Here is a 24,491-nt window from a genome sequence, read left to right on the forward strand (position 1 = left end):
CCTTCCGAACTTTCCCAGCATGACCGTTGCCCCCAAGCCCACGATCGGAGAATTGGAAGCTGGTTACTCCGGCTGCTGCAAGGCCCTGCGGCTACTGATCCGGGAAGGGCGCAGCTTGGAGGCGATCAAGCGCACCGTGGCCTGGGACCGACTCAGCCTGCTCCACTCCTGCCTACCCACCCGCTACAAGGCACCCGACTATCTCTACGCCCTGCTCAAACGTGAGGTGACCGAAGCGGTGTGAATCCTTAGAGGTTTAAAAACATAGAGGTGTGAATCCTTCGGGCTTGTCCATTTGACGCTTCCCGTCTAGAGCGGGAGGAATGGCATCCAGCCGCTGCTCCACCAGCGGCCCTTTTTATGGCCCATCACCAAGTTTTGATTGTCGGCGGCGGCGCCGCCGGCATCACCGCCGCCGCCCAGCTGAAACGGGCCCGTCCGGCCCTTGCGGTGACGATTCTCGAGCCCTCCAGCGATCACTACTACCAACCGGGCTGGACCCTGGTGGGTGCAGGTGTGTTCAGCCTTGAGGAGACTCGCCGCGCTGAGGCCGATCTCATCCCAGCGGGGGTGACCTGGATCCGCGATGTGGTTGCTGGTTTCGATCCGGATCGCAACCTGGTGAGCACGGCCAGCGGCCAGAGCCTCAGCTACGACGTGCTGGTGGTGGCCACCGGCCTGCAGCTCTGCTGGCACAAGATCAAGGGCCTGCCCGAGGCCCTTGGCCGGGGCGGGGTGTGCAGCAACTACAGCCAGCACCACGCCGCTTACACCTGGGACACGCTCCAGGCCTTCAAGGGCGGCCAGGGGGCGGCCGGCAACGCCGTGTTTACTTGTGCGCCGATGCCGATAAAGTGTCCGGGGGCGCCCCAGAAGATTGCCTATCTGGCTGCCGATGTTGTTGCCAAGAAGCGACTGGCGGCAAAGGTGATCTATGCCACCGCCACGCCTGGCATCTTCGGGGTGCCCGTATATGCCGCACCGCTGCGGGAGGTGGTGAAGCGCAAGGGTATTGATGCCCGCTACAACCACGTGCTTACGGAGGTGCGTCCCCAGAGCCGGGAGGCGGTGTTCAAGGTGACTGAGGGCGAAACCAGCCGCGAAGAAGTGATCGGTTACGGGATGCTGCACGTGACGCCGCCGATGGCTGCCCCCCGGGTGGTGGCAGATAGCCCCCTGGCAGCGGCGAGCGGCTTCGTCGAGGTCGACAAGTTCAGCCTGCAGCACACCCGCTACGCCAACGTGTTTTCGCTCGGCGATGTCAGTGGCATGCCGAACTCCAAGACGGCCGCGGCGGTGCGCGGCCAGGCGCCGGTGCTGGTGGCCAACCTGCTTGCCCTGCTTGATGGCCAGCCCTTAGCGGCGGCCTACGACGGTTACAGCTGCTGCCCCCTGATTACCGGCTATGGCAAGGCGATCATGGCTGAGTTCAATTATGAGCAGCAGCCGGTCCCCTCCTTCCCGCTCGACCCCACTAAGGAGCGCTGGAGCATGTGGTGGATCAAGCGCAAGCTGTTGCCGGGGCTTTATTGGAATCGCATGCTCACCGGTGCCCAGCACGAGCGGCGTTTTATCCCCGGGCTGAAGGGCTAGCCGTGTAGGCGCCGCCCTTCACGCAACATCTCTGAGGGGCGAATGCCATAGGTGTTGTGGAAGTCTCTGCTGAAGGCGGAGAGGTTGCTAAAGCCCAGTTTTGAGGAGATGCCGGCCACGCTGTCGCTCGGCGAGGGGTTGAGCAGGTGCTGGCGGGCCAGGCCAAGGCGCTGACGGCGGACCCATTGGATTGGTCCGCAACCGAAGCGTTGGCTGAAGGCGAGCTGCAGGTTGCGCCTCGAGTAGCCGCTGCGCTGCTCCAGCTGCGTGAGGTTGATTGGTGATTGCAGATTGGCCCCAATCCACTCCAGCAATTCTTCGAAGATCAGCTCCCTGGAGAGCCCCTCGCCATGCCAGCTACCCCGCTGCTCGAGTTGGGGGCAAAGGGCTAGGGCCAGGATGCGATAAATGAGGTCGTCGAGCTGCAGCACCTCCAGATCGCCACGGGCTTGCAGCTCCGGCGCATCGAGCAGGGCAAAGGCCCGGCGCATGGTGAGCAGCAATTTGGCCTGCCGCTCCTCGGTCGTTGAGAGCACCTGGGGACGCTGCAGATCGGGGGCAAAGCGTCGACCGGAGAGCCCCATGCCGCCGATGGCAGCGGCCGTGTCCTGCAATCGCTGTAGATCTACGTGCAGCACCAGCCCGTTGTAGTGCCCACTTGCGTAGGTGTAAGAGAAGCCTGGGTTGAAATAGAGGGGTGCTTCAGCGTGAATTTGGAAGATGTTCCCATCCACTCCGTAGGAAGATTCCCCCTGATAGCAGATGTTGATTGCGCCTACGCCTGGGTTATCACTGATGCAGCCATGGATAGGGCTTGTATATCCACAGGTGAGGGTGAGGTCTCCCGCTACGGCAGTGCTGGCCCGGTGCCGAAACGGGTTGAGCAAGGGGTTGCGAGGGGCAAAATCCTGGAGAGGAAAGTGCTGGGCCAGCTTGGTCGCCAGGGCCTGGGGATCTAAATCCACCACCGCTTGCTGGTCGTGGAACACCAGGGGGAACTGGGAGACAGGATCCAAGCCAGGCCAAAATCGATGCTCACACCCTATGGAAAGCCGGCTGCAGCGCCAGTAGCTGGGAAGCAGTATTAATGCTTAGTGGTTTAGGGCTCAGCCCTGCTCCGGGAGATTGAGCAGGGTGTCCTTGCTTTCCTTGAGATCGTTCCAGATGCGGCGGATTTCGTCGTAGGCCTGCTCCTGACTCATCTTGCCATTGCTTTGCAGGCCCACCACAAGCCCGACCCTCTCGGCAAATGATTCGAGGTTTTGGTGGAACATCAAACGCTCGGGAGTCCAATCGGAGCCCCGGTAGGCGGAATGGGATTCAAAAGGCGAGCTAATGCCGTTGGCTATGCCTTGCGGATCGGATGGGGTGGGCCTGGGCTCCGCACTGGACACTGAGAGCATTCATATCTCAGCCAACTTAGAAGAATTGGATTAAGGGGCGTTGAAGGGCGCTTCGGTGTCGTCAGGAGCACCGGCGGTATTAGGTCGGCGGCCGCAACATGCCAAACCATTAGATCTGCGCTCTCATGGATCAGTCCACGGGTAGTAGGTGGCTACAGGTTGTGATGTGTCTGCTGATCCAGGCCAGCATCATTGCCGGTGGTCAACTCTTGATCCGCTGGCAGGCTCCTGAACTGAACCCAACGTGCTGCGCCCCACCCCTGGTGCTCTGAATTCCCACCTCCTGGAGGAGCGGCCGGCCAATTTGCCAGCCCACCTATACGTCTCTGGCGGGCGGCACCGCAGTTGTTTCAGTGCCGTGTTGTTTGAGCCAGACGGCCCCCGGCTGATATTCCTGCACGATCCTGCTGAACTTTTGCCTCTGCAGGCGCTTGGCTATCCCATCTGGCTGAGGGTGATGGGCCTGGGGGATCCAGGGGCAGTTGAGGCCATGCTCGACATAGTCAAGGTGCCTCGCATGTTGCTGCCTCCCCTGCTGGAGGTACCCCAGCGCTCACGGGTCGACGGGCTAGGGGAAGCCGTGATTGTGGTGCTGCACCGGCTTAGCTTTGCCCGTGATCCATTTCACCTGCTCAGCTCCCAGGTGGGTCTGCTGCTGCTGCCCAACCTGCTGGTCACCTTTGAGGAGGCGCCGGCGGGGGAGTCGTTTCCGGAGCTCACCGCTTGGCTGGAATCCAGGGTGGGTGAGGTGGAACATCGCGACCTTGATGACATTCTCCACTTCCTGGTGGATGAGTTGCTCGATGCCCTCTTCCCCATGCTTGAGCAGATCGCCAATCGCCTCGACGATCTGGAAGAAGCTGCCTTGCGGGACCCCAAACCGAAGTTATTGGCCCGGGCTTTTGTGTATCGCAGCAACCTGCGCACGATTCGCAACCAGGTGTGGCCCCTGCGCCACCAGATCCGGGTGCTGCTGCGCCAAAGGCAGCAGCTACTAGGCCCCGAAGCCCTGGTTGGCTTTCAGGAGATGGCAGATCTGGTGGAGTTGCTGTTTGAAAACTGTGAGTTGTTGCGCCACCAATGTGATGCCATCACCCAGGCCTATGCGGCCAGTGTGGGCAACAGGATGAACCAGGTGATGAAAACCCTCACCATCCTCACCAGCATCTTCGCGCCGCTCACCTTCATCGCCGGGATCTACGGAATGAACTTCGAGAATATGCCGGAGCTGCGTTGGCATCTGGGCTATCTCTACTGTCTGTTGTTGATGTCAATCGTGGCGGTGATACAGGCCTACTGGCTGTGGCGCCGTGGTTGGTTTGCGGATTGGACGGCACCGCGCTGAAGCCACAACCTGGCCTTAACCCCCAGAAGCCCTCCGATCACCCAAAGTTCCGTTGTGGTTGTGATCGTTATGCGCCCTACCTTGCGCTTTGCCTGGCTTGCCCCGATGGTGTCCCTCCTGCCGGTGGGCGCGCTGGCAGCACCGGAGCCGATCCGCATCGGCGGTTCGAGCACGGTGTTCCCTGTGATGCAGGCGGCGATCGCGGGCTATCAGAAGGGCGGTGCCAATAGCCAGGTGCGCTTTGAGCTCAAGGAAACCGGCACCTCGGCGGGATTTCGGCAGTTTTGCAGCGGTAAGTTGCCCCTGGCCAACGCCTCGCGTCCGATCAATGCCAAGGAGCTCAAGGCCTGCGCGGCCAACGGGGTGACCTTCCTGGAGCTGCCGATTGGCTTTGATGCGATCACTGTGGTGGTGAACCCCGGCAACACCTGGGCTTCCAGCATCACCACCCGGGAGCTCGCGCGTATCTGGAGTGCGCGGGCGGCTGGATCGGTGAAAACCTGGAGTCAGGTCAACCTAGATTGGCCCAACCGGCCGATTCGACTGTGTGGTCCTGGTAAGGACTCTGGTACTTATGATTATTTCAATAAGGCCATAAATGGCGATGAAGACAATTCGAGGTCGGATTATTTTTCCAGTGAAAAAGATAATGAACTGGTTGCCTGCGTAGCCAACAATCCAGATGCCCTGGGATATTTTGGATTTGCTTACTACCAGGCCAACGCCAAGCGGTTGAAAGCCCTCAGTGTTGTTGGGCCAAAGGGCGCTGTGCTTCCTTCGCTGGCAACGGTTCAAAAGGAAGCCTATGTTCCTCTGTCTAGACCCCTGTTTATTTACGTTAACGACAAGGCCCTGCGGCAACGCCCGGAGCTGCAGAAATTTGTGAACTACACCATCAATAATGGCCTCACTCTGGTGAAGCAGGCTGGGTCTGTGCCCATCCCCTCCAGTACCTATAGGTTGGTGGAAAATAAGTTGCATCAAAAGGTGATAGGCACCGCTTTCGGCGGCGATATCCCCGTAGGACTCACCACCAGCCAGGCGCTGCAGCGCAGTCTCGACAGCATCAAGAAACCGGAATTCCGCTGAGCTCGCCATAGTGTTTGTGCCTGCCTCCCACCCCCTCAGCAATGGCCGGTTTGCCCGGGATCTGCTGCAGGGGCAGGTCGCCAAGCTGGTGCAGTTGCAGACACCGGTTTCCGAGGGCAAGGGTGCCGAGCCGTTGCATCAGATGAGGGTCACCATGAGGCGGCTGCGCACCACCGTGCTCCAGTTCGAACCAGCCCTGCAGCTGCCCTCGGCCATCAATGACCAGCGCCTGGCTAAATGGGTGCGGCGACTGGGTCTGGCCCGGGATCTCGATGTGCTGCGGGAGCGACTAGAAGAGGGCTTCCTGCCCCAGCTGCCGCAGGCCGAGGTGAAGGCCCTCCGGCCCGTGCTCAAGCAACTGCGCCGGGAGCGGCAGTTGGCCTACGGCCATGTGGTGGAGGTGCTGCAGAGCCGCTCCTATCTGGAGGGATTGGCCCAGTTGCAGCTCTGGTTGAAGCAGCCGCAATACACGCTGTTGGGGGATCAGCCGGTAAGGGAGTGGTTGATCGAATGGCAGGGGCCCTGCCTGGCCAGCGTGTTTCTCCATCCGGGCTGGCAGGTCAGTAGTGCTGAGGGCGAGGTGGAGGTGCTGCACGAGCTGCGGCGGCAGATCAAGCAGGCTCGCTATCGCCTGGAAAATCTCTCCGCGCTGGAGGGCGTTCAAACTGCCGCCTGCATCGACAGCCTCAAGCAGGGGCAGGAGCTGCTTGGTGAATTCAACGATCTGCAGGTGCTGCAGTGCGCCATCAACGATCAGGTGCCAGGTCGGTTGGAGGAGGTGCTGCCCCAGCTGGAGTGGCTGCTGGTGCAGCATCAACGCCATTGCTGGGAGCAGTGGCGCGAGCTGGTCTGCGATGTGCTGCCGAGCAGGCGGCGGCAATCTCTCTGGCGGGCGTTGCTGCCGCGACCGCGGATGTGGCGCCCCTGGTGTTTACTGAAGGACAGGTAAAAGCGGGCTGTCGCCGCTTCCTCTAAGGGTTGAAGAGCTGGCATTGACTCGACCCAGCACATGAGCATCAGACATGCCGCATGCGCTGTGTCCTGGAACACCCAACGCATGTAGTCTGCTTGCTCGTAGTTGCCAAGCACCCTCGATAGGTTGCCCGCGACTTCCTTTGTGAAGTCACCCCTATCGGTGTGAGGACCCGATGAATCTTTCCAAAAAACTGCTGCTGGCTCTTGCCGGCGCCAGCATTTCAGCCCCCCTAGCCGCTCCTGCCCAAGAAGTGGCCTCGTTGAACGGCTCGGCCGCCATCAACGACTACATGCAGCAGCAAGACGTTGATCGCTTCCGCGCCTGGGAATCGAAAAACCAGGTGACCAGCGTCAATCAATTCTCTGATGTGCAGCCCACCGACTGGGCCTATCAGGCACTGAGCAACTTGGTGGAGAAGTACGGCTGTGTGGCCGGCTACCCCAACGGCAAGTTCAAGGGCGGCAACGCCATGACCCGTTTCGAAGCGGCTGCCCTGCTTAACGCCTGTCTCGATCGCGTCTCCGAGGTGACCGACGAGCTGCAAAAGTTGCTCAACGAGTTTGACTCCGAGCTCACCGTGCTCACCTCCCGGGTGGATGGCCTCGAGTCGAAGGTGGGCCAGCTGCAGGCCCAGCAGTTCTCCACCACCACCAAGCTGCGTGGTGAAGCGAGCTTCGTGATCGCGGGAACTCCCAACTTTGACACAAGAGCTGTAATCACCACCGCCGAGGTTAAAGAAGTCAAAGGCACACAACTTAACGCAGCAGGTGCTGTAGTATTTGATAAGGGCAAAATTAAAACTTGTACGCCTGGCAGTACAAACTGCTTGGGTGGAACTGCCGCCGCTGCTGCCAAGGGATCTAGCCCTAATAACACCACCTTTAATTACGACGTTCGCCTAGCCTTTGATACCAGCTTCACCGGCAAGGATCTGCTGCGCACACGGCTGAGAAGCGGTAACTTCAGCAACTTGCCCTTCGGTAGCGGCAGTCAGGTCTTCAAGCTTGATAAGGCTGAATCCCAAGGCACTGGCACAAACTCCGTTTGGATCGATCGCCTCTTCTACACCTTCCCTGTGGGCGATGAGATCAAGCTTACCGCCGGTGCTCTGGTGCGTAACACTGAGATCCTTACCTTCATCCCCAGCGCCTACAAGGCCGACATTCTCGACTTCTTTAATCTGGCTGGTGTCTCCGGTACCTATAACAAGGCAACCGGTGCTGGCTTCGGCTTTAACTGGAAGCAGAAAGTAGCCAAGGGCAAGCCCTTCTTCGCCTTTGATGCTAACTACGTTTCTCAAACTAGCTACGAAAATTCCACTATTGGCGCCTTCGATTCCGATGGCGGTATCAACGTTTTAACCCAGTTTGGTGTGCGCGGCCCCAACTACGGTGCTGCGATTGCCTATCGATATGGTTCGGTTAACTCCAGCCTGAGGGATGCCAACCTGGCATATTCCAGAGTGGTTTCAAACAACAGCCTTAATGGTGTCTCCATTGCTGGCTTCTGGGAGCCAATGGATTCCGGCTGGATTCCTTCGATCAGCGCTGGCTACGGTTATTACGATGGTGGCACCGGTATCAAGGATGCTAACTCCACTCAAACTCTCACCACCCAGTCCTGGATGGTGGGCTTGCAGTGGAAGGATGTCTTGCTGAAGGGCAACAACGCGGGCTTTGCCTTCGGCCAAGCACCGTTCTCGACTGACAGCGGCTTGGGAGTGTCAAGCTCCCAGTCCATGATGTACGAGTTCTTCTACAAGTATCAAGTCTCCGACAATATCTCCGTTACTCCGGCCATTTTCTGGGTTAACGATTATCAGCAAAACGCAGGCTCTTACACCTGGGGTGGCGTGATTCAAACCACGTTCCGCTTCTGATCCCTGGTTAGCTTCTTCAGCTCCTCACGCAGTCCTCGGCTGCCCATCACACACTTCCAAAGCCTCCCCATTTCGGGGAGGTTTTTTTGTAGTTTCCGTTTGCCTATTCAAGGCGATCATCACCCATTGCTTTGCCGCCTCTTAATGGCCTCATAACGTTGAGCAGAGAGGTGGGTTGCTATTATTTTTTTGGAACTGTCTTCTACTTAATGACTTTCCTGAAGCGATCTTTTACTGCTCTGGTTTTTGCTGGGCTCATCGGTGGAGCAGCTTCCCAGGCTGCCGTGCGCTTGGCTGGTGCCGGTGCAACATTCCCTGATGCGATTTATACCCGCTGGTTTTCCATGCTGGCCAAATCGGGTGGCCCTAAAGTGAATTATCAGGCCATTGGCTCTGGTGGTGGCCGCAAGGCATTCATCAACGAAACCGTTGCTTTCGGTGCCAGTGATGACCCGATCAGCGAAAAGGATATCAAGAGCGTGTCACGCGGTGTGGTTCAGATCCCCACCGTGGGCGGCTCAATCGCTGTGGCCTACAACAAGTCTGGTTGCTCCCTGAAGCTCACCCAGAAGCAGGTTGTTTCGATCTTCATGGGGTCGATCAACAACTGGAAGCAGCTCGGTTGCGCTGATGGCAAGATCACCGTGGTGCACCGTTCCGACGGCTCTGGCACCACCGCGGCTTTCACCGAATCCCTGCAGTCATTCTCGAAAGAATGGACTCTCGGTAACGGCAAATCCGTGAACTGGAAAGTGGGCGTGGGTGGCAAGGGTAACGATGGTGTTGCCGGTACGCTCAACACCACACAAGGGTCTATTGGTTATGTGAACCAGGCTTTTGTTAAGGGTAGTCTTAAGGCCGCTGCCGTGCAGAACAAGGCTGGTGAGTTCGTGCTCCCCACTGCCGCTGCCGGTGCCAAGGCTCTGTCCAGCATCAAGCTCGATAAGAACCTGGCTGGTGGCAATCCCAACCCGTCCACCCCTGGCGCTTACCCGATCGCCACGCTCACCTATCTCCTCTTCTATGCCAAGGGGAATGGTGCCAAAGCAGAGTCCCTGCGTGAAATGGCGACCTTCATCCTGAGTGAAAAGGCCCAAGCCATTGCCGACGACCTCGGCTACGTGCCCCTGCGCGATTCGATCCAGGCTTCAGCTCAGAAGGCTGTCGCACGGATTAAGGAGTGATCGTCTGGATCTTGTGATCCATTTTCTAAGGGGGCTCAATGAGCCCCCTTTTTTAATGGGCTGCGATCGGCGTGGAAGCGCCATTTTGCCCAGATTCCGCCGCGGTCAGCCCTGGTGTGTATTTATGCTGTGCCAGCGAAGGGCATCGACGGCTGGATTAATTCCCCGTCAGCGCAGGAGTCAAAAGTTCTAGCAACTGGGATTTGCTATCCCTATCACTTGACTGGCTATTGCTTAAAACCAGCCTAAGTATCAATTGCAATCGATGCATATTCTGTTGCGCGAATTATGCTTTGGCAATGCTTCGTCGGCCAACTCCCGTTTCGCTGCTGTCCTTGCCACAATATGTCCAATAAGGGACAATGGATCTTAATTGCGACTACATATGCCCTGGTCGTCTTCCGCTATCGGGCAGAGAGCAAGTGCTGTATTTATTCTTCTGAATATAAGAGTTGCATCCTTGTCTCCAAATTGTTGGCCCTGGTTGGATATTTGTGCCGAAAAAAAGGAGCGTGGCCAATCCGCTGGATTTTGGCGAAAAATCATTAACTCAGCTCGGTAGATTTCAGAATTAGCTGGTTTCTATAAGTTGCCGCGGCGGCGTTGGCAGGCGAGTGCTCACTAAGGCAGCTACCGCTACCATTATGGCCGAGCTCCACAGGCAAGTCTGAAGCCCTCCCAGCATAAATAGGGTTCCAGAAAGCACGGTGCCGAGTAGGCGGCCTGCTGCGTTTGCCATGTAATAGAAGCCCACATTTAGGCTCACAGATTCAGTGTCGGTGTAAGCCAGCACCATGTAGCTGTGGATTGATGAATTCATCGCAAAAACTACGCCAAATACAGCTAATCCCCCCACTACTGCTACCCCAGGCTGGCCAACCTCCCGCCACAACGCAATTGCAATCAGAGCTGGAATAGCGGTGAGGACCGCACTCCAAAACTGCACTGCTGCTACTCCTGGAGGTGCGCTCTGGCCCCAGGCCCTGCGCAGGGCTGGTGCCGACCCCTGCACGATTCCGTAGCCGATCACCCACAGGCCCATGAAGCCGCCTACTCCCCAGGAGCGCCAGCCCAGGGTGCTCTGCAGAAATACGGGTAGGGCCACCACAAACCAAACGTCGCGAGCTCCAAATAGGAAGAAGCGTGCCAGCGACAACACGTTGATGCCGCGGCTCTTGGAAAACAGCGCTGTGAAGCCCGGCTTCTGTTTCATCTTGCCGATTTCTGCTGGCAGCACCAGGGTCACCAGGAAAGCTAAAAACAATCCGGCCGCCATCGCTGCCACCGCAAGGTTGAAGCCGATTGTGGTGAGCAACACTCCGCCAAGAAAGAAGCCCACACCCTTGAGGGCATTTTTGGAGCCGGTGAGAATCGCTACCCACTTAAAAAGTTGACCCTCTCCCTTGCTGTGGTCTTCCGGAGTTTCAGGCACCACGGTTTTAATGGCGCTCTTGGCACTCATTTTGTTGAGATCTTTGGCTATGCCGCTGATCGCCTGGGCCATCATCACATAGGCCACGCTCCACCATTTGGGCCAGTCTTCAGCCACTGGGATCAGCATCAGCAGTGCTGCCACCTGCATTAAGGTGCCGCTCCAGAGGGTTAGCCGCAGACCAAAGCGAGCTCCCAGCCAGCCGCCATAGAGGTTGGTGATGATGCCAAAAAACTCATAAAAAAGAAACAGAAAGGCGATCTCAAGGGTGCTGTAGCCAAGCTCGTGGAAGTGGAACACCACGAGCATGCGCAGGGCGCCATCGGTGAGGGTGAAGGCCCAGTAATTGGCCGTCACGATCATGTATTGCTGCAGGGCTGAAAGGGCGCGGCTCATGGCTCTGGCTCAGCGCTCGTCGATCAGGGCCACATGGCTCACCAGATCGGCCATGCGAGAGCTGTAGCCCCACTCATTGTCATACCAGGCGTACACCTTGAGCTGGGTGCCATTAACGACCATGGTCGAGGCGGCATCGACGATGGCGCTGCGATCATCATTTACATAATCAACTGAGACCAGCGGCCTGGTTTCGTAGCCAAGAATGCCGCGCAGTGTTCCGTTGGCAGCGACTTCAAAGGCGCTGTTTACCTCCTCCACTGTCACCTCGCGCCTTAGTTCAAATACCGCATCGGTGAGTGAGGCATTTAGCAGTGGCACCCGCACGGCATGGCCGTTTAGTTTTCCTTGCAGTTCTGGAAAGATCATTCCAATCGCCTTGGCTGATCCCGTGGTGGTGGGGATCAGGCTCTGCATGCAGGAGCGGGCCCGGCGCAGGTCACTTTTGAAGCCATCCACCACTACCTGGGTGTTGGTGACGTCGTGGAGGGTGGTGATCGAGCCGTGCTTGATGCCAAAGCCCTCGTGAATCACCTTCACGACAGGTGCCAGGCAGTTGGTCGTGCAGGAGGCGGCCGTGAGCAGACGGTGCTGCTCCGGGTCGTAGAGCTGGTGATTGATGCCGAATACAACGTTGAGGGCCTCGGCCCCGGCGATCTCACCCTTCACTGGGCAGGCCACCACCACTCGCTTGAGGCCCACCTGGTCGAAGTAGGGCTGGAGTGTTTCCGGTGTTTTGAACTTGCCGCTGCACTCCAGCACCATCTCCACGCCAGCTTCCTTCCAGGGCACGGCGGTGGGATCGCTCTGGCGGGTGTAGCTCACCGCCTGGCTACCCACGAAGAAGCCGCGCGTATTTCCTTGCACCGCCTGTTGCCAGCGGCCATGAACGGAGTCGAAGGCGAGCAGGTGGGCGGCGGTTTGAGCATCACCGCCGCAATCGTTGACGTGGACAAGCTCAATGCCGGGACGGCCCCACAGGGCCCTAAACACCAGGCGGCCGATGCGGCCAAAGCCGTTGATGCCGATTTTCATGGCGCAGAGCCGACAATGGCGGTATGGATCGTCAGACCTTAAATCAACATCAGTTGATTGATCAACTAAAATTGGTGCATGAGTGTTCTAGGTCACCCTGTGGCGCTTGATCCCACCAAGGCTCGGGCCCTGCTTAAGGCCATGGCAGATCCCCTCAGGCTCCAGGTGCTTGAAGCCTTGGGGGTTGGTGAGCGCTGTGTTTGTGAGCTCACCAGTGAGCTGGGCCTGGCCCAATCCAAGCTCTCTTTCCATCTCAAGGTGCTGCGAGAGGCTGGTTTGATTGAGGCCCGAGATGAGGGCCGCTGGGTGTACTACAGCCTGCGCACCGATGCGATTGAGCAGCTGCGCGGCTGGCTAGGGGATTTGGCTGCCAAATGCTCAACTCCTGCCCCCTCTTGCCGATGACCTCCCCTGCTCAAGAGCCCGTTTTGGCTCGACTTTCTTTACTTGATCGGCTTTTGCCGTTGTGGATCCTTTTGGCAATGGCGAGCGGCCTGTTGCTTGGTCGTCTGTTGCCTGGTCTTCAGTTGCTACTTGGCACCGTGCAGGTAGGCCACACCTCCCTGCCGATTGCGCTGGGGCTATTGATGATGCTGTATCCGGTGCTGGCTAAGGTTCGCTACGGGGAGCTCGCGCGGGTGGCCAGCGACCGCAAGCTGCTGGGACTGGCGCTTGGCTTGGTTTGGGGTTTGGGACCCTTGCTGATGTTCTGCCTGGCTTGGTTGTTTTTACCTGATCAGCCCGAATTTCGCACCGGTTTGATCCTGATCGGCATTGCCCCGTGTATTGCGATGGTGTTGATCTGGATTGATCTGGCTGGGGGCGATCGGGAAGCGGCTGCTTTGCTTGTGGCTATTAATTCCGTTATTCAGGTGCTCGCTTACGCCCTGCTTGGCAGCTTTTACCTTCAGATCCTGCCTGGCTGGCTTGGTCTTAATAGTGAGGCGGTGAATTTTTCGCTTTGGGAGATCGCCAAGGCGGTGATGATTTTTTTGGGAGTTCCTTTGCTTGCGGGCTTTCTCACCCGACGCATTGGCTTGCGAACTAAGGGTGTGCGCTGGTACGAAAAAACCTTTTTGCCACGGCTCGCTCCCTGGGCCCTTTATGGCCTGCTGTTCACGATTGTAGTGATGTTCGCCTTGCAGGGTCAGGCAATTACATCTGATCCGGTTCAAGTGTTGTGGATAGCCATGCCACTGTTCATTTATTTCGTTCTGATGTGGAGCCTGGCCTTTGTTATTGGCCGCTGTAGTGGCCTCGACTATCGCCGCACCTCGTCGCTCGCTTTCACTGCCGCTGGCAACAACTTTGAGCTGGCAATTGCCGTCAGTATCAGTGTTTGGGGTGTCACTTCCCAGCAGGCTCTGGCCGGGGTCGTTGGCCCCCTGATCGAGGTACCCGTTTTGGTGGGCCTGGTTTATGTCGCGCGGGCTTTGAGGCGCTGGTTCCCTGTGGTTTATAAGAATTGAGCGCTTTCCCCTTCTCAGGATCTTCACCGCACTGCTTCGGCTTTTGTGGCAACCACAAGCAACGGTCCTGGCGGGGGAACGGTACCGGCAGGGGACCGCTCACGGCGGGGCGGCTGGCGCGCCAGACTGTTAGGTAACGAACCATCACAGTGATGCCAAAGCCTCTTTGGCTGGTGCGTCCCCGCCCAGACGGGGGCTGCGATTACGTGAGTTTCCTGCCCTCCCAGGGACCTATTGGTGCGACCACTGTTGAGATGCGGGAAGGTAGCCACTTGCCACCCCAGCTTCCCCTTCTCAAACACCGCAAGCGACTCGGGGCTGAGGAAGCAGAGAGCTGCAGCCGCCGACTGCAACTTGAGTCTGGATTTCTCTCCTGTGAGCCCCTGTTTTAGTCACGCCTCGATACCCTGTTTCCAGGGAATGATTTGTGATCCCCTCTGTGCCGTTCCGCGGCTTGTCATGACCCAACGCTCCGACCAGCCATCACCTGCTGCTGACCCCTCTGGCCCTTACGAGCTGCTGGGCGTGCCTGCTGATGCTGGCTTCGACGAGGTGCAGGCGGCCAAATTGGCCCGGCTCGACGAGGTGGGTGACGACACCATGGCGCGCTCGCGGATTGAGGCTGCCTACGACGCTGTCTTGATGGAGCGACTCAAAGAGCGTCAGCAGGGTCGCGTCAGTAGTGCGGCTAAGTCCGCCTCCCAGCGGGAGCAACTAGCGCCGCCGCCGCCCAAGCTGGCAGTGCCGGCCCTGCCTCAGCTTCAGTTGCCCAGGGTTTCCGCTCCCCAGCTCAGGCTTCCTGGCTTGGCACTAGCCACTGGTCGGGAGCTCTGGTTTCCCTTGGCTACATCTGGGGCTTTACTGCTCCTGCTGCTGCTTGCTCCAGGCTTCCCCCCGGATCTGGTGCTGGCCTTTGCTACCGCAATGGCAGTTATCAACCTGCAGTGGCGTAACCGCCGCTTCCTGGCTGCGGTGGGCTGGGGCTTCGCCCTTCTCTGCGCCGGGTTGCTGGTGGGCGCGATTTTGGCCGGTGCTCTCTCTAGCACCTTGCCGCTGGGGTTGCCACTGAGCCTTACCCAGGTGCAAAGCCTGCCGGCTCTGCTGCTGTTGTTGCTTGGCGCCCTGCTTATTGGTTGATTGGGTTAATCATTTAACCAGCTAATATATTGAACGATGGAGCAGGTCAGGGCTTGTTATCTATAGAGAAGAACCAAACTCTGCGATTAGCTCGCTAAGCTCTGCTGCCCCAACCGTGTAGATCTCATTACAGAAGTGGCAGGTAAGTTCGGCATGGCCGTCTTCCACTAAAATTGAATTCAGTTCGGCGTGGCCAAGCAGTTTCAGGGCGCTGACGCTGCGCTCCCGGCTGCATGGGCAGTGGAACCGCACCGGCGTACAGGCCTCAGCATCTTCCAGGGGCTGGGGATCGAGGTCTGGGAAAATATCTTCGAGCAGGTTTTGTAGCTGGCCTTCGCACTTGGCTAGTCGTTGGCTGAAGTGCTGCACCTCGCGGCAGCGCTCCTCGAGAAGGGCCACTAGGGCTGGTTCGCGGGCGGCCTTTGGCATCACCTGCACAAGCACGCCGCCACTGCAAACCACACCACTGTTGTCGAGCTGCTCGCCCACGAATACCGCTGAAGGGGTCTGCTCGGAGTGCAGCAGATAGGAGGCCAGGTCTTCGCCGATGCCGCCGCTTACCAGCTCCACCGTTGAGCTGAAGGGCTCGCCTTCACCCAGATCTCGCACCACGTGCAGATAGCCGGTGCCGCAGGCGGTTTTGAAGTCAAAGTGGGCCAGGCCTTCTGGATCTTTCAGCAGCTCCAGCTCCAAACCCGGATAGCCCACATGGCCGCGCACGGTGCCGTTGCGGCCCGCATCCACCATCAGGCCCTTCAGGGGGCCATCGGAGGCAATGCGCAGGTTGACGCGGCCATGGGCCACCTTCATCGAGCTGGCCAGCAGCAGCCCAGCCGTCATGGCTCGGCCCAGCAGTGCACTGGCGAGAAAAGAGAGCTGGTGGCGCTCCCTGGCGGTGCGGCTGGCCTGGGTGGTGCTGACCGCCACCATGCGGATGCCGCCGCCGGCGGCCGTGGCCCGGAGAAGTTGGTCGCTCAAGGCTGGTTTCCCTGGGGTGTGGCAATCGTTGGGGCCATCGTAGGCAGCGCGCCGAGGGGTTCCAGCTGGCCCCGCTCCAGCCGCCAGCCGCCATCGATCACGCCGCCAAATAGCTCCGGCTCGTGGGTGACCACCAGCACGGCCCGCTCTTGGGAGAGGACCGCTAACAGCTCCAGGATTTCGCCACGAACGGCCCAGTCGAGGCCTGCGGTGGGTTCATCCAGCAGCAGCACCCGGGGGTTGCGCAGTAGCTGCACTGCCAGGGCCAGGCGCCTTTGCTGGCCGCCGCTGAGCTGCTCCGGCGCCTGCTGCAATGACAACCCCTCCATACCCACCAGCTGCAGGGCTGCCTGGGCCTCTTCTGCTGTGAGCCGGCGGTGACCGAGCTTCAGCTCCTGTCCCACGCTGAGGCCGAGGAAATGGCGCTCCGGAAACTGAAACACCAGGCCGCATAGCCAGCGCAGCTGGCGACCATTGAGCCGCTCACCCTCCCACAGCACCTGGCCGCTAGAGGGCTCGGCCAAGCCGCTGATCACCTCCAGCAGGGTGGTTTTGCCACTGCCACTGCGGCCGGCCACCAGGGAAGCGCGGCCCACGGCCAGGGTGAGGCTGACGCCGCAGAGCACCGGTGCCACCGCCGTGGCCGGTTGGTAGCTGACGTTGCGGAGCTCAAGCATCCCCCCAGCATGCCGGCGGGCGTGTTTGATTGAGCCAGTTCTCTGTTGCAGCCAATCCGCCATGGAGGTGCGTTTCCGCGAATTCAATCCCTTCAACTGCTGGATCTGGATGCGTTTCCCCCACCCGGTGGGTTCGGGTGAGCGCGGCTACTTGGAAACCGCCTTCGATAGTTGGTTTTACCTGGGCAAGTTGGGGGGCTTCAATGCCGAAAACCTCCAGGCCCATGAGGAGGGCGCGGAGCTGGGCTGGATGGCCTACAGCCACGAAGCTGCTGCAGGCTCCCTGCCAGCCCTGATGCACAACATGGGCCCTATGGAATATCAGGAGGAGTGGGCGCGCTGCTGGGTGGATCTCGGCACAAGTGATGCCTTCGCCCTCGACGTGTTGATCAATGCCCTGGGCCAGCTCAACAACGACGTGCTCGAAATTGAGGAGTTGCTGATTGGTGGCCTCAACGACGACTGGCCGATCGAGGAGCAACCCGATGCCCTGTTCCCTGGCCTCGATGAGCTTGAGGATGAAGACAACGACGAAGACGACGAAGACGAAGACGACGAAGACGATGGTGAAGCTGGCGAAGATTACGCAGACCCCCAGTCCCGCGACTAGGAAGCAGCGTGACTCGGGATCTGCGCCGTCTGCTAATTACCCCCGGTCGCTTGCCCGCCGGCCCCTCTGCTGGCGCTGAGCTGGAGCTGGATCGTCAGGAGCTCCACTACCTCACCCGGGTGCTGCGCTTGCGCCCCGGTGATCGCTTTGCGGTGGTGGATGGGGCAGGCAGTCTCTGGACTGCCCTGTTGGGTCCTGCCGATCAGGCTCTGCTGGAGCAGCCCCCCAGCTCCCCCCTGGCGTTTGAGCCTTCACCGGCGCCGCCACTGCAGCTGGCGGTGGCCCTGCCAAAGCGCGATGCCGACGTGTTGTTGCGCATGGCCTGTGAACTTGGTGTGGATCGGTTCACCCCTCTACAGGCCCAGCGCAGCGTTGCCGCCGACTCCCTGAAGCCGGAGCGAGCAGAGGCGATCCTGCGGGAGGCGGTGGAGCAGTGTGAGCGCCTGTGGCAACCCCAGCTGGAGTCGCTGCGGCCAGCCGCCGAGCTGCTGGGGGCCCGGCCGCCCGGTGGTTCAGGCCGGGGGCTGCTGTGCACCGCCAGACGGCCGGGCCTGGCCCTGCTTGCCCAGGCGCTGGAGCGCTTGGGAGGGCCGCCTGGGGCCAGCGAGCTCACTGTGGCTATTGGCCCGGAGGGGGGCTGGACTCCAGGGGAGGAAGCCTTGGCGCTGGCCCACGGCTGGCAAGCCGTGAGCTTGGGCACCACGATCTTGCGTTGCAGCACCGCTGCAGTGTCGGCAGCAGGGCTGCTCAGCCACTGGCGTGCCCAGCAGATTGGCGCGCCCAGCTGAGTTAGTTGCGGAACATGCCAGAGGCCATCGCCTTATAACCAGCCAGGTTTGCGCCGGCTAGGCGACGGCGGCTTGGCAGGGCGTTGGCAGGGTTGAGGCAGTCGGGGGCGAAGGTGATGTTGCTGGGTGGGGGCAGGGCCTCCTGGGCGGCCCGCAATTCGGCAGCGATCGCTTCTGCAGTGGTGGCTGCCGTGCCTGCTGGAGCTGGGCTCGCTGGCGTTGCTGCAGCAGCAGCATCTGGAGTGGACGAGCCAATTCCTATTTGGAAAGTTGCCGCTTGGCTGGCTTCCGGTTCGCTGGGATCGGGCTTGGCCTCGGCGATCGCCACCTGCGCTGGTGTGGCCCCTTCGCTGCCTAGATCTAAGAAGAAGGAGGCCTTGCGGTTGAACACCATCACGGCAGCAGCGTCGTAATGGGGATTATCCGTTGCTGCGCTGCCCTCTGACGCTGCTGCCACGCTGTGCAACACACTTTGTTGGCGCCGCTGCTGCCCTGTGCTGATGTCTGCCGCCGCACTCGTCGCCCCCCAGACCTGGAGCCACTGGCTCCTGGCCGTGGCCCTCAATGCGGTGCTGATCTTCCTTGCCCAGCGCCTGCCCCTGCTCACCCGCGCTGGCTGGGTGCATGCCGGCATCCTTGGCAGCTTGCTGTGGGGTTGCCTCGGCCTGCGGGGCTGGCTGGCGGTGGTGATCTATCTGGCTCTGGGCTCCCTGGTGACGCGCCTGGGCTTTCGCACCAAGCAGGCGCGGGGATTGGCGGAGGCGCGGGGCGGGTTGCGAGGGCCGGAGAACGTTTGGGGTTCGGCCGCTACTGGTGCCCTACTGGCTGGCGCCGCCGCCCTGGCGCCGGCAGCGGCGCCGCTGTTGCTGGTTGGTTTTGCTGCCAGCTTCGCCGCCAAGTTGGCCGACACATTCGGCAGTGAAATCGGCAAGCGCTGGGGGCGCCACACGCTGCTGATCACCACCTTGCGTCCGGTGCCCCCCGGCACGGAAGGGGCGATCAGCTTGGAGGGCACCGCCGCCAGCCTGGCGGGCAGTGCGCTGATGGCGGCCCTGATGCTGGCCCTGGGGCTGCTGACTGGCAGCGGCGCCTGGCTGCTTGTGACCCTGGTGGGACTGGGGGCCACCTTGATCGAAAGCCTGATCGGAGCCAGCTTCCAACAGCGTTGGGGCTGGCTCAGCAACGAGCTGGTGAACGGGCTTCAGACGGCGATCGCGGCGTTGCTGGCGATGGCGTTCTCCTGAAGACAGGCCAGCAGAGCCTCGCCACGCTGCCGGGCTTGGCGGCTGCTGAGCTTGTGCTCAAGGGCCAGCTCGCACCAGCCCAGACCCTCGATCCAGTGACCCAGCAGCAACCGCTGCTCGATGCCGCCCAGCCGGCTTAGCTGAGCCTGCAACCAGTGGGCCTCTAAAACCCTTTCGCCAGCCGTCAGATCTTCGCTCGGATCGTCGCCTGCGCTGGTTGCGGCTGTTGACCGTGCTGCCAGCTGGTCGAGCAGGGTGCCCGCCTGCTCGCCTTCGCCGCTGAGCGGGGCATCGAGACTGCGCACCTGCAGGGCCCGCTGCACCGCGCTGGCCTCCTCAAGTTGGGCGGTGTTGCAACCGAGCTCTAAGGCCAGATCTGCGGCGGCAAGCGGTGCAAGGCCCTGGCTGCGGCGCTGCTCCTGCCGCCGCCGGGCCCGTTGCTGCAGCTCCCGCAGCCGCCGGGGGGTATGCAGCGGCTGGCCGTGGTCGCGGACGTCGTGAAGCATGGCGCCGCGGATGAAGGGCACCGCATAGCTGCTGAGATTGCAGGTTTGGCGCAGGTCGAAGGCCTCCACGGCCCGGATCAGCCCCAGGCAGCCTGCGGACACCAGATCATCAAAAGGTTGACCCGTGCGCTGGCTCTGGCGCTGGGCCACCATGCGCACCAGGGCCAGGTTGTGCTCCACCAGTGCGTTGCGCCACCAGAGCTTGGTTGCGGCGTCCGGGCTGGCGGCCATGGCCTCAAGCCAGCTGCGGTTGCGGGTGTGCAGCTGGGAGGGGCCCAGCTCGGCCTGGGCTGGATTGGCTTGGCCGCTGCGGCGCTGGCGGGCAGATGTTTTCGAGTGGGCAGATGCCATGGGGTGGAGGCGTCGGTGTTTTTACCTTCGCCGCGGTGCCCATGGGGCTGGCTCCCCCAGGGCGGTGAAGCGCTATTACCCGAATGGGTGATATGTAATTGCTGCTTAGTAGCCCAAGCGGGTGGGCTCTTGGCGCAACTGCAGATCGGCCCAGTCCAGAAGGGCCGGCCAGGAGCGCACCCGCTCAAATACCCGGCGATGCCCCTCACTGTTGAGGTGCAGGCCGTCGTTGCTCAGCCATAGGGGCCAGTCGGAATCGGCCAGCAGCCCCTCCAGTAGAGGCAGGAACGGCACATTCGCCTCCAGGCAGGCCTCTTCCAGCAGGGCCTCGTAGCGACGGATGTCTGCCAGGGAATACCAGAGCGCCCCGGCATAGGGCATGGCGCTCTCCTCCACCGGGGTGAGGCCGATCACATGCACCGCAGCGATCTCCTTGGCCTTGTGCAGCAGCTGCTGCAAGCCAAACAAAAAGCCTTCGGCATCCAGTTGGGGTCGCCCATCAGGTCGCCCCACCCGGGCGGTGTCGTTGAGGCCTATACCGAGCAGGATCCCTTGCGGCAGCTGGCGTCGTAGCTCACCGCGGCAGCCAACCTCAGCGCTGAGGCGAGCCGCCAGTCGCTCCAGGCCATCGCCACGCACGCCGAGGTTGTAGAGCACCGGGCCGCCCGGCAGTTCCATCCAGTGGCGCCGTAGCCGCTCGCACCAGCCCCCCTCAAGGGGATCACCCCAGCCAAAAACGCCGCTATCGCCAAGTGCCACCAGCTTCCTGGGGATGGCCATCACCATGGGGGGTCTCCAGCAGCCACTGGCGTGCGCGGTCGCTGAGATCTTCCCCCAGCAAGGTCAGCAGCGCATAGGCCAGCACAAGGGCCAGCAGTTGGTCGCCGGCAAACGAACTCAGGGCTTCCAGCAGCTGGCAGCCCAGGCCCGTGGCCCCAACCAGCCCGACTACCACCGATTCGCGCAAAATCACATCAGCCCGGTAGGCGCCATAGGCCAAGTAGGGACGGGCCAGGCCGCTGAAGCGGCCGTAGAGCAGGGCCAGTCGCGGACCCACCCCTGCGGCCAGCAGGGCTTGCTCCTTGTTGCCGCCACTGGTTTCGGCGGCTTCTAGTAGCAGGCGTCCGAGAATGCCCAGGTTGTGGAAGCCCAGGGCTAGGGCACCTGTAAGCACCCCGGGCTGGAGCACAAACAGAAGCAACAGCGCCGTTAGCGGTGGCGGCCATAGCCGGCCCAGGGCCCAAAGCCCCCGCACTAGTGCGCCCGCCGCCGGCCAGGGCGTCGCAAGCAGCAGTAGCAGCGGCGCCAGCCCCACAGCTAGGGCCGCTGCCACCAGGGTGAGCACCAGGGTGTTGCCTATCAGTCTCGGCCAGGGCAGGGCGGCCACGGCTCCCCAGTCGGCGGCGCCCAGCGGTGGCAGGCCTTGCCACTGCAACAGGGTGGCGGGCTGCACCTCCAGGCGCCATGCCACCAGCACCAGCACGGGCAGCATGGCCATTGCCACAGCCACCATCTCCTGGCCCTGGCTGCCCACCCCCCGCTGGCTCAGCCCCAGCCGTGCCGGCATGGCCCAGCGACGCCGCAGCCAGCCCATCAATGCCTCCAGCACCAGCATCACCGCCAGTAGTAGCCAAAGGCCGCTCCAAAGCTCGTTGAAGGCCAGCGATTGCAGGGTGAGGCGCAGCTCGGTGCCCAGCCCGCCCAGGCCAAATACTCCCAGCAGGGTGGCGCTGCGCAAGGCGCATTCGAGCCGGTAGCCGCTGTAGCTGATCACCTGGGGCAGCAGGGGCGGCCCTAGGGCCGTTAAAAGGGCGGTTGGGGCGGGGCTGCCGCCGCAGCGCAGGGCCTCCAGGCTGGCGGTGGGCAGGGCATCCAGCAGGTCGCTGACCACCCGGGCTACTAGCGCTCCAAATGGAATGGCGATTGCCACTACCGCCACCACTGGTTGCAGCCCGACCACCTGCAGCAACAGCAGCCCCCAGAGCAGCTCGTGAATCGAGCGCGGTAGGGCTAGTAGGCGGCGTATCCAGCTAGCTGGAGCGGCGCTGCCGTAGCAGGTGCGCCACACCACCCTTGAACTAGCGATTCCCAGCACCAAGCCCAGCACCAGGCTGCCGGCCCAGCCCAATAGGGCCATGCCGGCTGTTACGGCTAGGCCGCCTACCAACGATCCCAGCACTATGGGATCAAGGGAGGGCCGCAGGGCTGCGGCAGCAAATTGCCCCACCAGCTCCCAGCCACCGCCATGGCTGATTCCCGGCAGCAACGCCAGCAGCGGCAGCACGATTAGGGCGGGCAGCAACACCCACAACGGCGCCGCTGGTCTCATGCCCCTGGGGTCCCGGCGTAAAGCTCCTCGAGCTGGCCTGGCTCAAGGCTGGCCATGGGTTGGTCAAAGACAAGGCGCCCGGCCCGCAGCCCCAGCACCCGATCGAAACCAGCCAGCAAATCGGGACGGTGCAGGCTCAGCAGCAAGGCCCGAGGCGGGTTGGCGAGCTCCAGCAGCAGGTTTAACAGTTCGCTGGCCAGGCGGGGATCAAGGCTGGCTACGGGTTCATCGGCTAGTAGCAGTTCGGGCTCCTGTCGCAGTAGTCGAGCTAGGGCCACCCGCTGGCGCTGGCCGCCGGAGAGGGCGGAGACGGGCTGGTTGAGCAGGGCTGGATCGAGATCAAGCCGTTGCAACATCGTTGTGCAGGCCTTGGTCTCTAGGGGCATCAGCAGGTTGAGCAGGGCCCGCGGCCAGCCCCAGACCGCTAGCCGGGCGGCGTTGAGGTTTTGCTGCACGGTGAGCTCCTCGATCAGGCGCAGGTCTTGCCAAAGGGTGCCGATCCGGGCTTGCTGCCGTCGTAGGGCCCGTCCGCTGCGGGCCCGTGCCTCCCCCTGCCAAAACACCCTGCCCTGCTGCGGGGTCAGCAAGCCATTGGCCACGGCCAGCAAGGTGCTTTTGCCAGCTCCGCTGGGACCCAGCAGGGCGATCCGTTCACCGGCATCAACCTGCAGCGACACCCGATCAAGGCGAGGCTGGCTGCGGCCCTTGACGGTGATGTCTTGAAGTTTGAGCAGTGCAGACATGCCCCCCTTCAGACCAGGGTGAGGCGGTAAACGATCAGCGCCAGGATCAGAGCCACTAGGGACACCTCAATTAGATCAGGGCCGCGGGGATTCATTGACGTTTAAGGTGCGCCGCCGGTCCAGGCTGGCCGCTGAGGGCAGGGCCAGGGCTAGGGCGAGGGCGGGAATCTCAATCAGCAGTTGGCCGTTGCCGAAGGTGATGAAGGCCAGATCAAGAAAGGCGATGCTGCGCAGAAACAGGGACCAAGCCTCATCGCCTTCATTATTGGCGCGGCTCCAAAGCACAAAGCCGGCCAGCAGCAACACCAAATCAATCAACCAGACCACGGATCTGAGGCGCTGGAGAGAGTTGATTCTGAATGCTGCTGGACCCAAACGCCGGCCTGTGTCAGCGGATCTTGCCGATTTGCCGCCCCACCTGCTCGATCTGCTTGTATTCGCCCGGTTTCACCGTGGTGAATTGCTGGGCACCAAACAGGCTCAAGATCTGCTTTTGCTCTGGGTCAGTGGGTCGCCAGCTGATGATCGACTGGCGCAGCTTGGCGCTGAAGCCCTTGCCGAAGCGCTGGTCGAGGTTGGGCTGGCCCAGCCAGAGGTAGTCGGGGTAGCTGGGGGTGCGCCAGATCTGCACCACCTTGCTCCGGTTGGCCTTGCCGCTGCGCAGGTTGCTCTTCCACACCTGCTCATTGACGGCGCCAGCGTCGTAGGTGCCGCTCTGTACCAGGGCGATGGTGGCGTCGTGGCTGCCACTGAAGCCGGGGGCTCCGCCTGCGAAATCAGCCAACTTGACGCCGGCCTGTCCGAGGAAGTACTGGGGCATCAGCCGGCCGGAGGTGGAGCTTTCCGAGCCAAAGGTGAAGCGCTTGCCTTTAAGGGCCACTAGCCCCTTCTGGTTCTGGATCGGCTTGATGCCGCTGCGGGCATTGGCGATAAACACGGTGTAAAACTGCGCATCGATGTCTCGCTGGGCAAGCATCTGGGCACCGGGTTTCTGCAGGCTTGCCTGCACACCGGTGAGCCCGCCAAACCAGACCAGATCAAGACTGCCGGTGCGGAAGGCACTGACAGCAGCTGCGTAATCGGTGACGGGTACATAGCTGACCTTGACACCCAGTTGCTGACTGAGCTCATCGGCCACCAGGCCGTAAAGGCGATTCAGCTTTTCAGGGTTCTGGTCGGGGATTGCACCGATGCGCAGCACCTGCTGGGCTTCGGCCGCCGGCAGCAGGGAGGCGGGCACTGGGGGGAGGACCGCCGGTAGCAGGGCCAGGCAAAGCCCCGCAAAAGCGGCGGTCCAACGTTCTCGGGTAGGCATGGTCGGGGTGGG

General features: G+C 61.4%; 26 protein-coding genes and 1 pseudogene. 14 read left to right on the forward strand and 13 right to left on the reverse strand.

Annotated elements, in window-relative coordinates:
- Positions 1–19 precede the first annotated feature (19 nt).
- Together KBY83_RS04890 and KBY83_RS04895 are read left to right on the forward strand one after the other, a co-directional pair.
- Entirely contained in the window at positions 20–244 is a 225-nt protein-coding gene (locus tag KBY83_RS04890; protein WP_106501525.1) for a DUF3136 domain-containing protein, read from the forward strand.
- Between the two features lie 116 nt (positions 245–360).
- Entirely contained in the window at positions 361–1,593 is a 1,233-nt protein-coding gene (locus tag KBY83_RS04895) for an FAD/NAD(P)-binding oxidoreductase (RefSeq protein WP_255018553.1), read from the forward strand.
- Here KBY83_RS04895 and KBY83_RS04900 read toward each other — a convergent pair.
- Both KBY83_RS04900 and KBY83_RS04905 read right to left on the reverse strand, forming a co-directional pair.
- Complete coding sequence (locus KBY83_RS04900; RefSeq protein WP_255018554.1) at positions 1,590–2,609, reverse strand: helix-turn-helix transcriptional regulator; 1,020 nt, start codon at positions 2,607–2,609, stop codon at positions 1,590–1,592. The two genes, KBY83_RS04895 and KBY83_RS04900, sit on opposite strands and share 4 nt — an antisense overlap.
- Before the next feature lie 90 nt (positions 2,610–2,699).
- Complete coding sequence (locus tag KBY83_RS04905) at positions 2,700–2,996, reverse strand: hypothetical protein (protein ID WP_255018555.1); 297 nt, start codon at positions 2,994–2,996, stop codon at positions 2,700–2,702.
- A gap of 244 nt (positions 2,997–3,240) precedes the next feature.
- Between KBY83_RS04905 and KBY83_RS04910 the strand changes: the two genes are divergently transcribed.
- The 5 genes from KBY83_RS04910 to pstS all read left to right on the forward strand — a co-directional run bounded on the left by KBY83_RS04910 (position 3,241) and on the right by pstS (position 9,469).
- On the forward strand, positions 3,241–4,341 hold the full coding sequence (locus KBY83_RS04910) for a magnesium and cobalt transport protein CorA (RefSeq protein WP_255018556.1): 1,101 nt from the start codon (positions 3,241–3,243) through the stop codon (positions 4,339–4,341).
- A gap of 69 nt (positions 4,342–4,410) precedes the next feature.
- The gene (locus KBY83_RS04915) at positions 4,411–5,430 is read left to right on the forward strand and encodes a PstS family phosphate ABC transporter substrate-binding protein (RefSeq protein ID WP_255018557.1); all 1,020 of its coding nucleotides are present in this window, start codon (positions 4,411–4,413) and stop codon (positions 5,428–5,430) included.
- Between the two features lie 16 nt (positions 5,431–5,446).
- Entirely contained in the window at positions 5,447–6,379 is a 933-nt protein-coding gene (locus KBY83_RS04920) for a CHAD domain-containing protein (RefSeq protein WP_255018558.1), read from the forward strand.
- 199 nt (positions 6,380–6,578) lie between these two features.
- Positions 6,579–8,285 (forward strand): iron uptake porin, encoded by a 1,707-nt coding sequence (locus KBY83_RS04925; RefSeq protein WP_255018559.1) that lies wholly within the window; start codon positions 6,579–6,581, stop codon positions 8,283–8,285.
- A 209-nt stretch (positions 8,286–8,494) separates the two neighbouring features.
- Positions 8,495–9,469: a phosphate ABC transporter substrate-binding protein PstS gene (gene pstS, locus KBY83_RS04930; RefSeq protein ID WP_255018627.1), complete on the forward strand. Its 975-nt coding sequence runs from the start codon at positions 8,495–8,497 to the stop codon at positions 9,467–9,469.
- A gap of 571 nt (positions 9,470–10,040) precedes the next feature.
- Here the strand turns inward: pstS and arsJ are convergent.
- Both arsJ and KBY83_RS04940 read right to left on the reverse strand, forming a co-directional pair.
- Positions 10,041–11,297, reverse strand: coding sequence for an organoarsenical effux MFS transporter ArsJ (gene arsJ / locus KBY83_RS04935; RefSeq protein ID WP_255018560.1), 1,257 nt, complete (start codon positions 11,295–11,297; stop codon positions 10,041–10,043).
- Positions 11,298–11,306: 9 nt separating this feature from the next.
- A complete protein-coding gene (locus KBY83_RS04940) occupies positions 11,307–12,332 on the reverse strand; it encodes an ArsJ-associated glyceraldehyde-3-phosphate dehydrogenase (protein ID WP_255018561.1) in 1,026 nt (341 codons plus the stop codon).
- A 78-nt stretch (positions 12,333–12,410) separates the two neighbouring features.
- Between KBY83_RS04940 and KBY83_RS04945 the strand changes: the two genes are divergently transcribed.
- From KBY83_RS04945 to KBY83_RS04960, 4 genes are all read left to right on the forward strand, one after another.
- The gene (locus KBY83_RS04945) at positions 12,411–12,737 is read left to right on the forward strand and encodes an ArsR/SmtB family transcription factor (protein ID WP_396093436.1); all 327 of its coding nucleotides are present in this window, start codon (positions 12,411–12,413) and stop codon (positions 12,735–12,737) included.
- The gene (arsB, locus tag KBY83_RS04950) at positions 12,734–13,801 is read left to right on the forward strand and encodes an ACR3 family arsenite efflux transporter (RefSeq protein ID WP_315858944.1); all 1,068 of its coding nucleotides are present in this window, start codon (positions 12,734–12,736) and stop codon (positions 13,799–13,801) included. The genes KBY83_RS04945 and arsB overlap by 4 nt, the downstream gene beginning before the upstream one ends.
- Positions 13,802–13,953: 152 nt before the next feature.
- Positions 13,954–14,193 carry a hypothetical protein gene (locus KBY83_RS04955; RefSeq protein ID WP_255018563.1) on the forward strand — a complete coding sequence of 80 codons (240 nt, stop codon included), beginning with the start codon at positions 13,954–13,956 and terminating at the stop codon, positions 14,191–14,193.
- Positions 14,194–14,260: 67 nt separating this feature from the next.
- Positions 14,261–14,938, forward strand: coding sequence for a CPP1-like family protein (locus tag KBY83_RS04960; protein WP_106501536.1), 678 nt, complete (start codon positions 14,261–14,263; stop codon positions 14,936–14,938).
- A 60-nt stretch (positions 14,939–14,998) separates the two neighbouring features.
- Here the strand turns inward: KBY83_RS04960 and hslO are convergent, their stop codons facing one another.
- Positions 14,999–15,916 (reverse strand): Hsp33 family molecular chaperone HslO, encoded by a 918-nt coding sequence (gene hslO / locus KBY83_RS04965; protein ID WP_255018564.1) that lies wholly within the window; start codon positions 15,914–15,916, stop codon positions 14,999–15,001.
- On the reverse strand, positions 15,913–16,593 hold the full coding sequence (locus KBY83_RS04970) for an ABC transporter ATP-binding protein (protein ID WP_255018565.1): 681 nt from the start codon (positions 16,591–16,593) through the stop codon (positions 15,913–15,915). The genes hslO and KBY83_RS04970 overlap by 4 nt, the downstream gene beginning before the upstream one ends.
- Before the next feature lie 61 nt (positions 16,594–16,654).
- Between KBY83_RS04970 and KBY83_RS04975 the strand changes: the two are divergent.
- Together KBY83_RS04975 and KBY83_RS04980 are read left to right on the forward strand one after the other, a co-directional pair.
- A pseudogene (locus tag KBY83_RS04975) lies at positions 16,655–17,098 on the forward strand (DUF3531 family protein); the annotation flags it as partial.
- A 113-nt stretch (positions 17,099–17,211) separates the two neighbouring features.
- A complete protein-coding gene (locus KBY83_RS04980) occupies positions 17,212–17,991 on the forward strand; it encodes a 16S rRNA (uracil(1498)-N(3))-methyltransferase (protein ID WP_255018566.1) in 780 nt (259 codons plus the stop codon).
- A gap of 1 nt (position 17,992) precedes the next feature.
- On the opposite strand, the gene KBY83_RS04985 is transcribed toward KBY83_RS04980, so the two are convergent.
- Complete coding sequence (locus tag KBY83_RS04985) at positions 17,993–18,448, reverse strand: hypothetical protein (RefSeq protein WP_255018567.1); 456 nt, start codon at positions 18,446–18,448, stop codon at positions 17,993–17,995.
- Between the two features lie 43 nt (positions 18,449–18,491).
- Here KBY83_RS04985 and KBY83_RS04990 point away from each other — a divergent pair, with 43 nt between their 5' ends.
- Positions 18,492–19,235: a TIGR00297 family protein gene (locus KBY83_RS04990; protein ID WP_255018568.1), complete on the forward strand. Its 744-nt coding sequence runs from the start codon at positions 18,492–18,494 to the stop codon at positions 19,233–19,235.
- Here the strand turns inward: KBY83_RS04990 and KBY83_RS04995 are convergent.
- From KBY83_RS04995 to KBY83_RS05020, 6 genes are all read right to left on the reverse strand, one after another.
- A complete protein-coding gene (locus KBY83_RS04995; protein WP_255018569.1) occupies positions 19,193–20,092 on the reverse strand; it encodes a sigma-70 family RNA polymerase sigma factor in 900 nt (299 codons plus the stop codon). The two genes, KBY83_RS04990 and KBY83_RS04995, sit on opposite strands and share 43 nt — an antisense overlap.
- A 105-nt stretch (positions 20,093–20,197) precedes the next feature.
- The gene (locus KBY83_RS05000) at positions 20,198–20,878 is read right to left on the reverse strand and encodes a GDSL-type esterase/lipase family protein (RefSeq protein ID WP_255018570.1); all 681 of its coding nucleotides are present in this window, start codon (positions 20,876–20,878) and stop codon (positions 20,198–20,200) included.
- Positions 20,835–22,421 (reverse strand): ABC transporter permease, encoded by a 1,587-nt coding sequence (locus tag KBY83_RS05005; RefSeq protein WP_255018572.1) that lies wholly within the window; start codon positions 22,419–22,421, stop codon positions 20,835–20,837. The genes KBY83_RS05000 and KBY83_RS05005 overlap by 44 nt, the downstream gene beginning before the upstream one ends.
- Entirely contained in the window at positions 22,418–23,164 is a 747-nt protein-coding gene (locus KBY83_RS05010) for an ATP-binding cassette domain-containing protein (RefSeq protein ID WP_255018573.1), read from the reverse strand. The genes KBY83_RS05005 and KBY83_RS05010 overlap by 4 nt, the downstream gene beginning before the upstream one ends.
- A gap of 75 nt (positions 23,165–23,239) precedes the next feature.
- Entirely contained in the window at positions 23,240–23,491 is a 252-nt protein-coding gene (locus KBY83_RS05015) for a hypothetical protein (protein ID WP_255018574.1), read from the reverse strand.
- Positions 23,492–23,552: 61 nt separating this feature from the next.
- Entirely contained in the window at positions 23,553–24,479 is a 927-nt protein-coding gene (locus KBY83_RS05020) for a putative selenate ABC transporter substrate-binding protein (RefSeq protein ID WP_255018575.1), read from the reverse strand.
- Positions 24,480–24,491: the final 12 nt, after the last annotated feature.

The sequence above is a fragment of the Cyanobium sp. WKJ7-Wakatipu genome (assembly GCF_024345355.1).
GTDB lineage: Bacteria > Cyanobacteriota > Cyanobacteriia > PCC-6307 > Cyanobiaceae > Cyanobium_A > Cyanobium_A usitatum.

Bases quoted from the DNA above. Each gene is read 5' to 3' on its own strand.
- KBY83_RS04970 (WP_255018565.1), bottom strand. From the start codon at position 16,593: ATGCTTGAGCTCCGCAACGTCAGCTACCAACCGGCCACGGCGGTGGCA.
- KBY83_RS04945 (WP_396093436.1), top strand. From the start codon at position 12,411: ATGAGTGTTCTAGGTCACCCTGTGGCGCTTGATCCCACCAAGGCTCGG.
- KBY83_RS04990 (WP_255018568.1), top strand. From the start codon at position 18,492: ATGTCTGCCGCCGCACTCGTCGCCCCCCAGACCTGGAGCCACTGGCTC.
- KBY83_RS05000 (WP_255018570.1), bottom strand. From the start codon at position 20,878: ATGGTGATGGCCATCCCCAGGAAGCTGGTGGCACTTGGCGATAGCGGC.
- KBY83_RS04895 (WP_255018553.1), top strand. From the start codon at position 361: ATGGCCCATCACCAAGTTTTGATTGTCGGCGGCGGCGCCGCCGGCATC.
- arsJ (WP_255018560.1), bottom strand. From the start codon at position 11,297: ATGAGCCGCGCCCTTTCAGCCCTGCAGCAATACATGATCGTGACGGCC.
- KBY83_RS04995 (WP_255018569.1), bottom strand. From the start codon at position 20,092: ATGGCATCTGCCCACTCGAAAACATCTGCCCGCCAGCGCCGCAGCGGC.
- KBY83_RS04905 (WP_255018555.1), bottom strand. From the start codon at position 2,996: ATGCTCTCAGTGTCCAGTGCGGAGCCCAGGCCCACCCCATCCGATCCG.
- KBY83_RS05020 (WP_255018575.1), bottom strand. From the start codon at position 24,479: ATGCCTACCCGAGAACGTTGGACCGCCGCTTTTGCGGGGCTTTGCCTG.
- KBY83_RS04925 (WP_255018559.1), top strand. From the start codon at position 6,579: ATGAATCTTTCCAAAAAACTGCTGCTGGCTCTTGCCGGCGCCAGCATT.
- KBY83_RS05005 (WP_255018572.1), bottom strand. From the start codon at position 22,421: ATGAGACCAGCGGCGCCGTTGTGGGTGTTGCTGCCCGCCCTAATCGTG.
- KBY83_RS04960 (WP_106501536.1), top strand. From the start codon at position 14,261: ATGACCCAACGCTCCGACCAGCCATCACCTGCTGCTGACCCCTCTGGC.
- KBY83_RS05010 (WP_255018573.1), bottom strand. From the start codon at position 23,164: ATGTCTGCACTGCTCAAACTTCAAGACATCACCGTCAAGGGCCGCAGC.
- KBY83_RS04955 (WP_255018563.1), top strand. From the start codon at position 13,954: ATGCCAAAGCCTCTTTGGCTGGTGCGTCCCCGCCCAGACGGGGGCTGC.
- arsB (WP_315858944.1), top strand. From the start codon at position 12,734: ATGACCTCCCCTGCTCAAGAGCCCGTTTTGGCTCGACTTTCTTTACTT.
- pstS (WP_255018627.1), top strand. From the start codon at position 8,495: ATGACTTTCCTGAAGCGATCTTTTACTGCTCTGGTTTTTGCTGGGCTC.
- KBY83_RS04915 (WP_255018557.1), top strand. From the start codon at position 4,411: ATGCGCCCTACCTTGCGCTTTGCCTGGCTTGCCCCGATGGTGTCCCTC.
- KBY83_RS04890 (WP_106501525.1), top strand. From the start codon at position 20: ATGACCGTTGCCCCCAAGCCCACGATCGGAGAATTGGAAGCTGGTTAC.
- KBY83_RS04940 (WP_255018561.1), bottom strand. From the start codon at position 12,332: ATGAAAATCGGCATCAACGGCTTTGGCCGCATCGGCCGCCTGGTGTTT.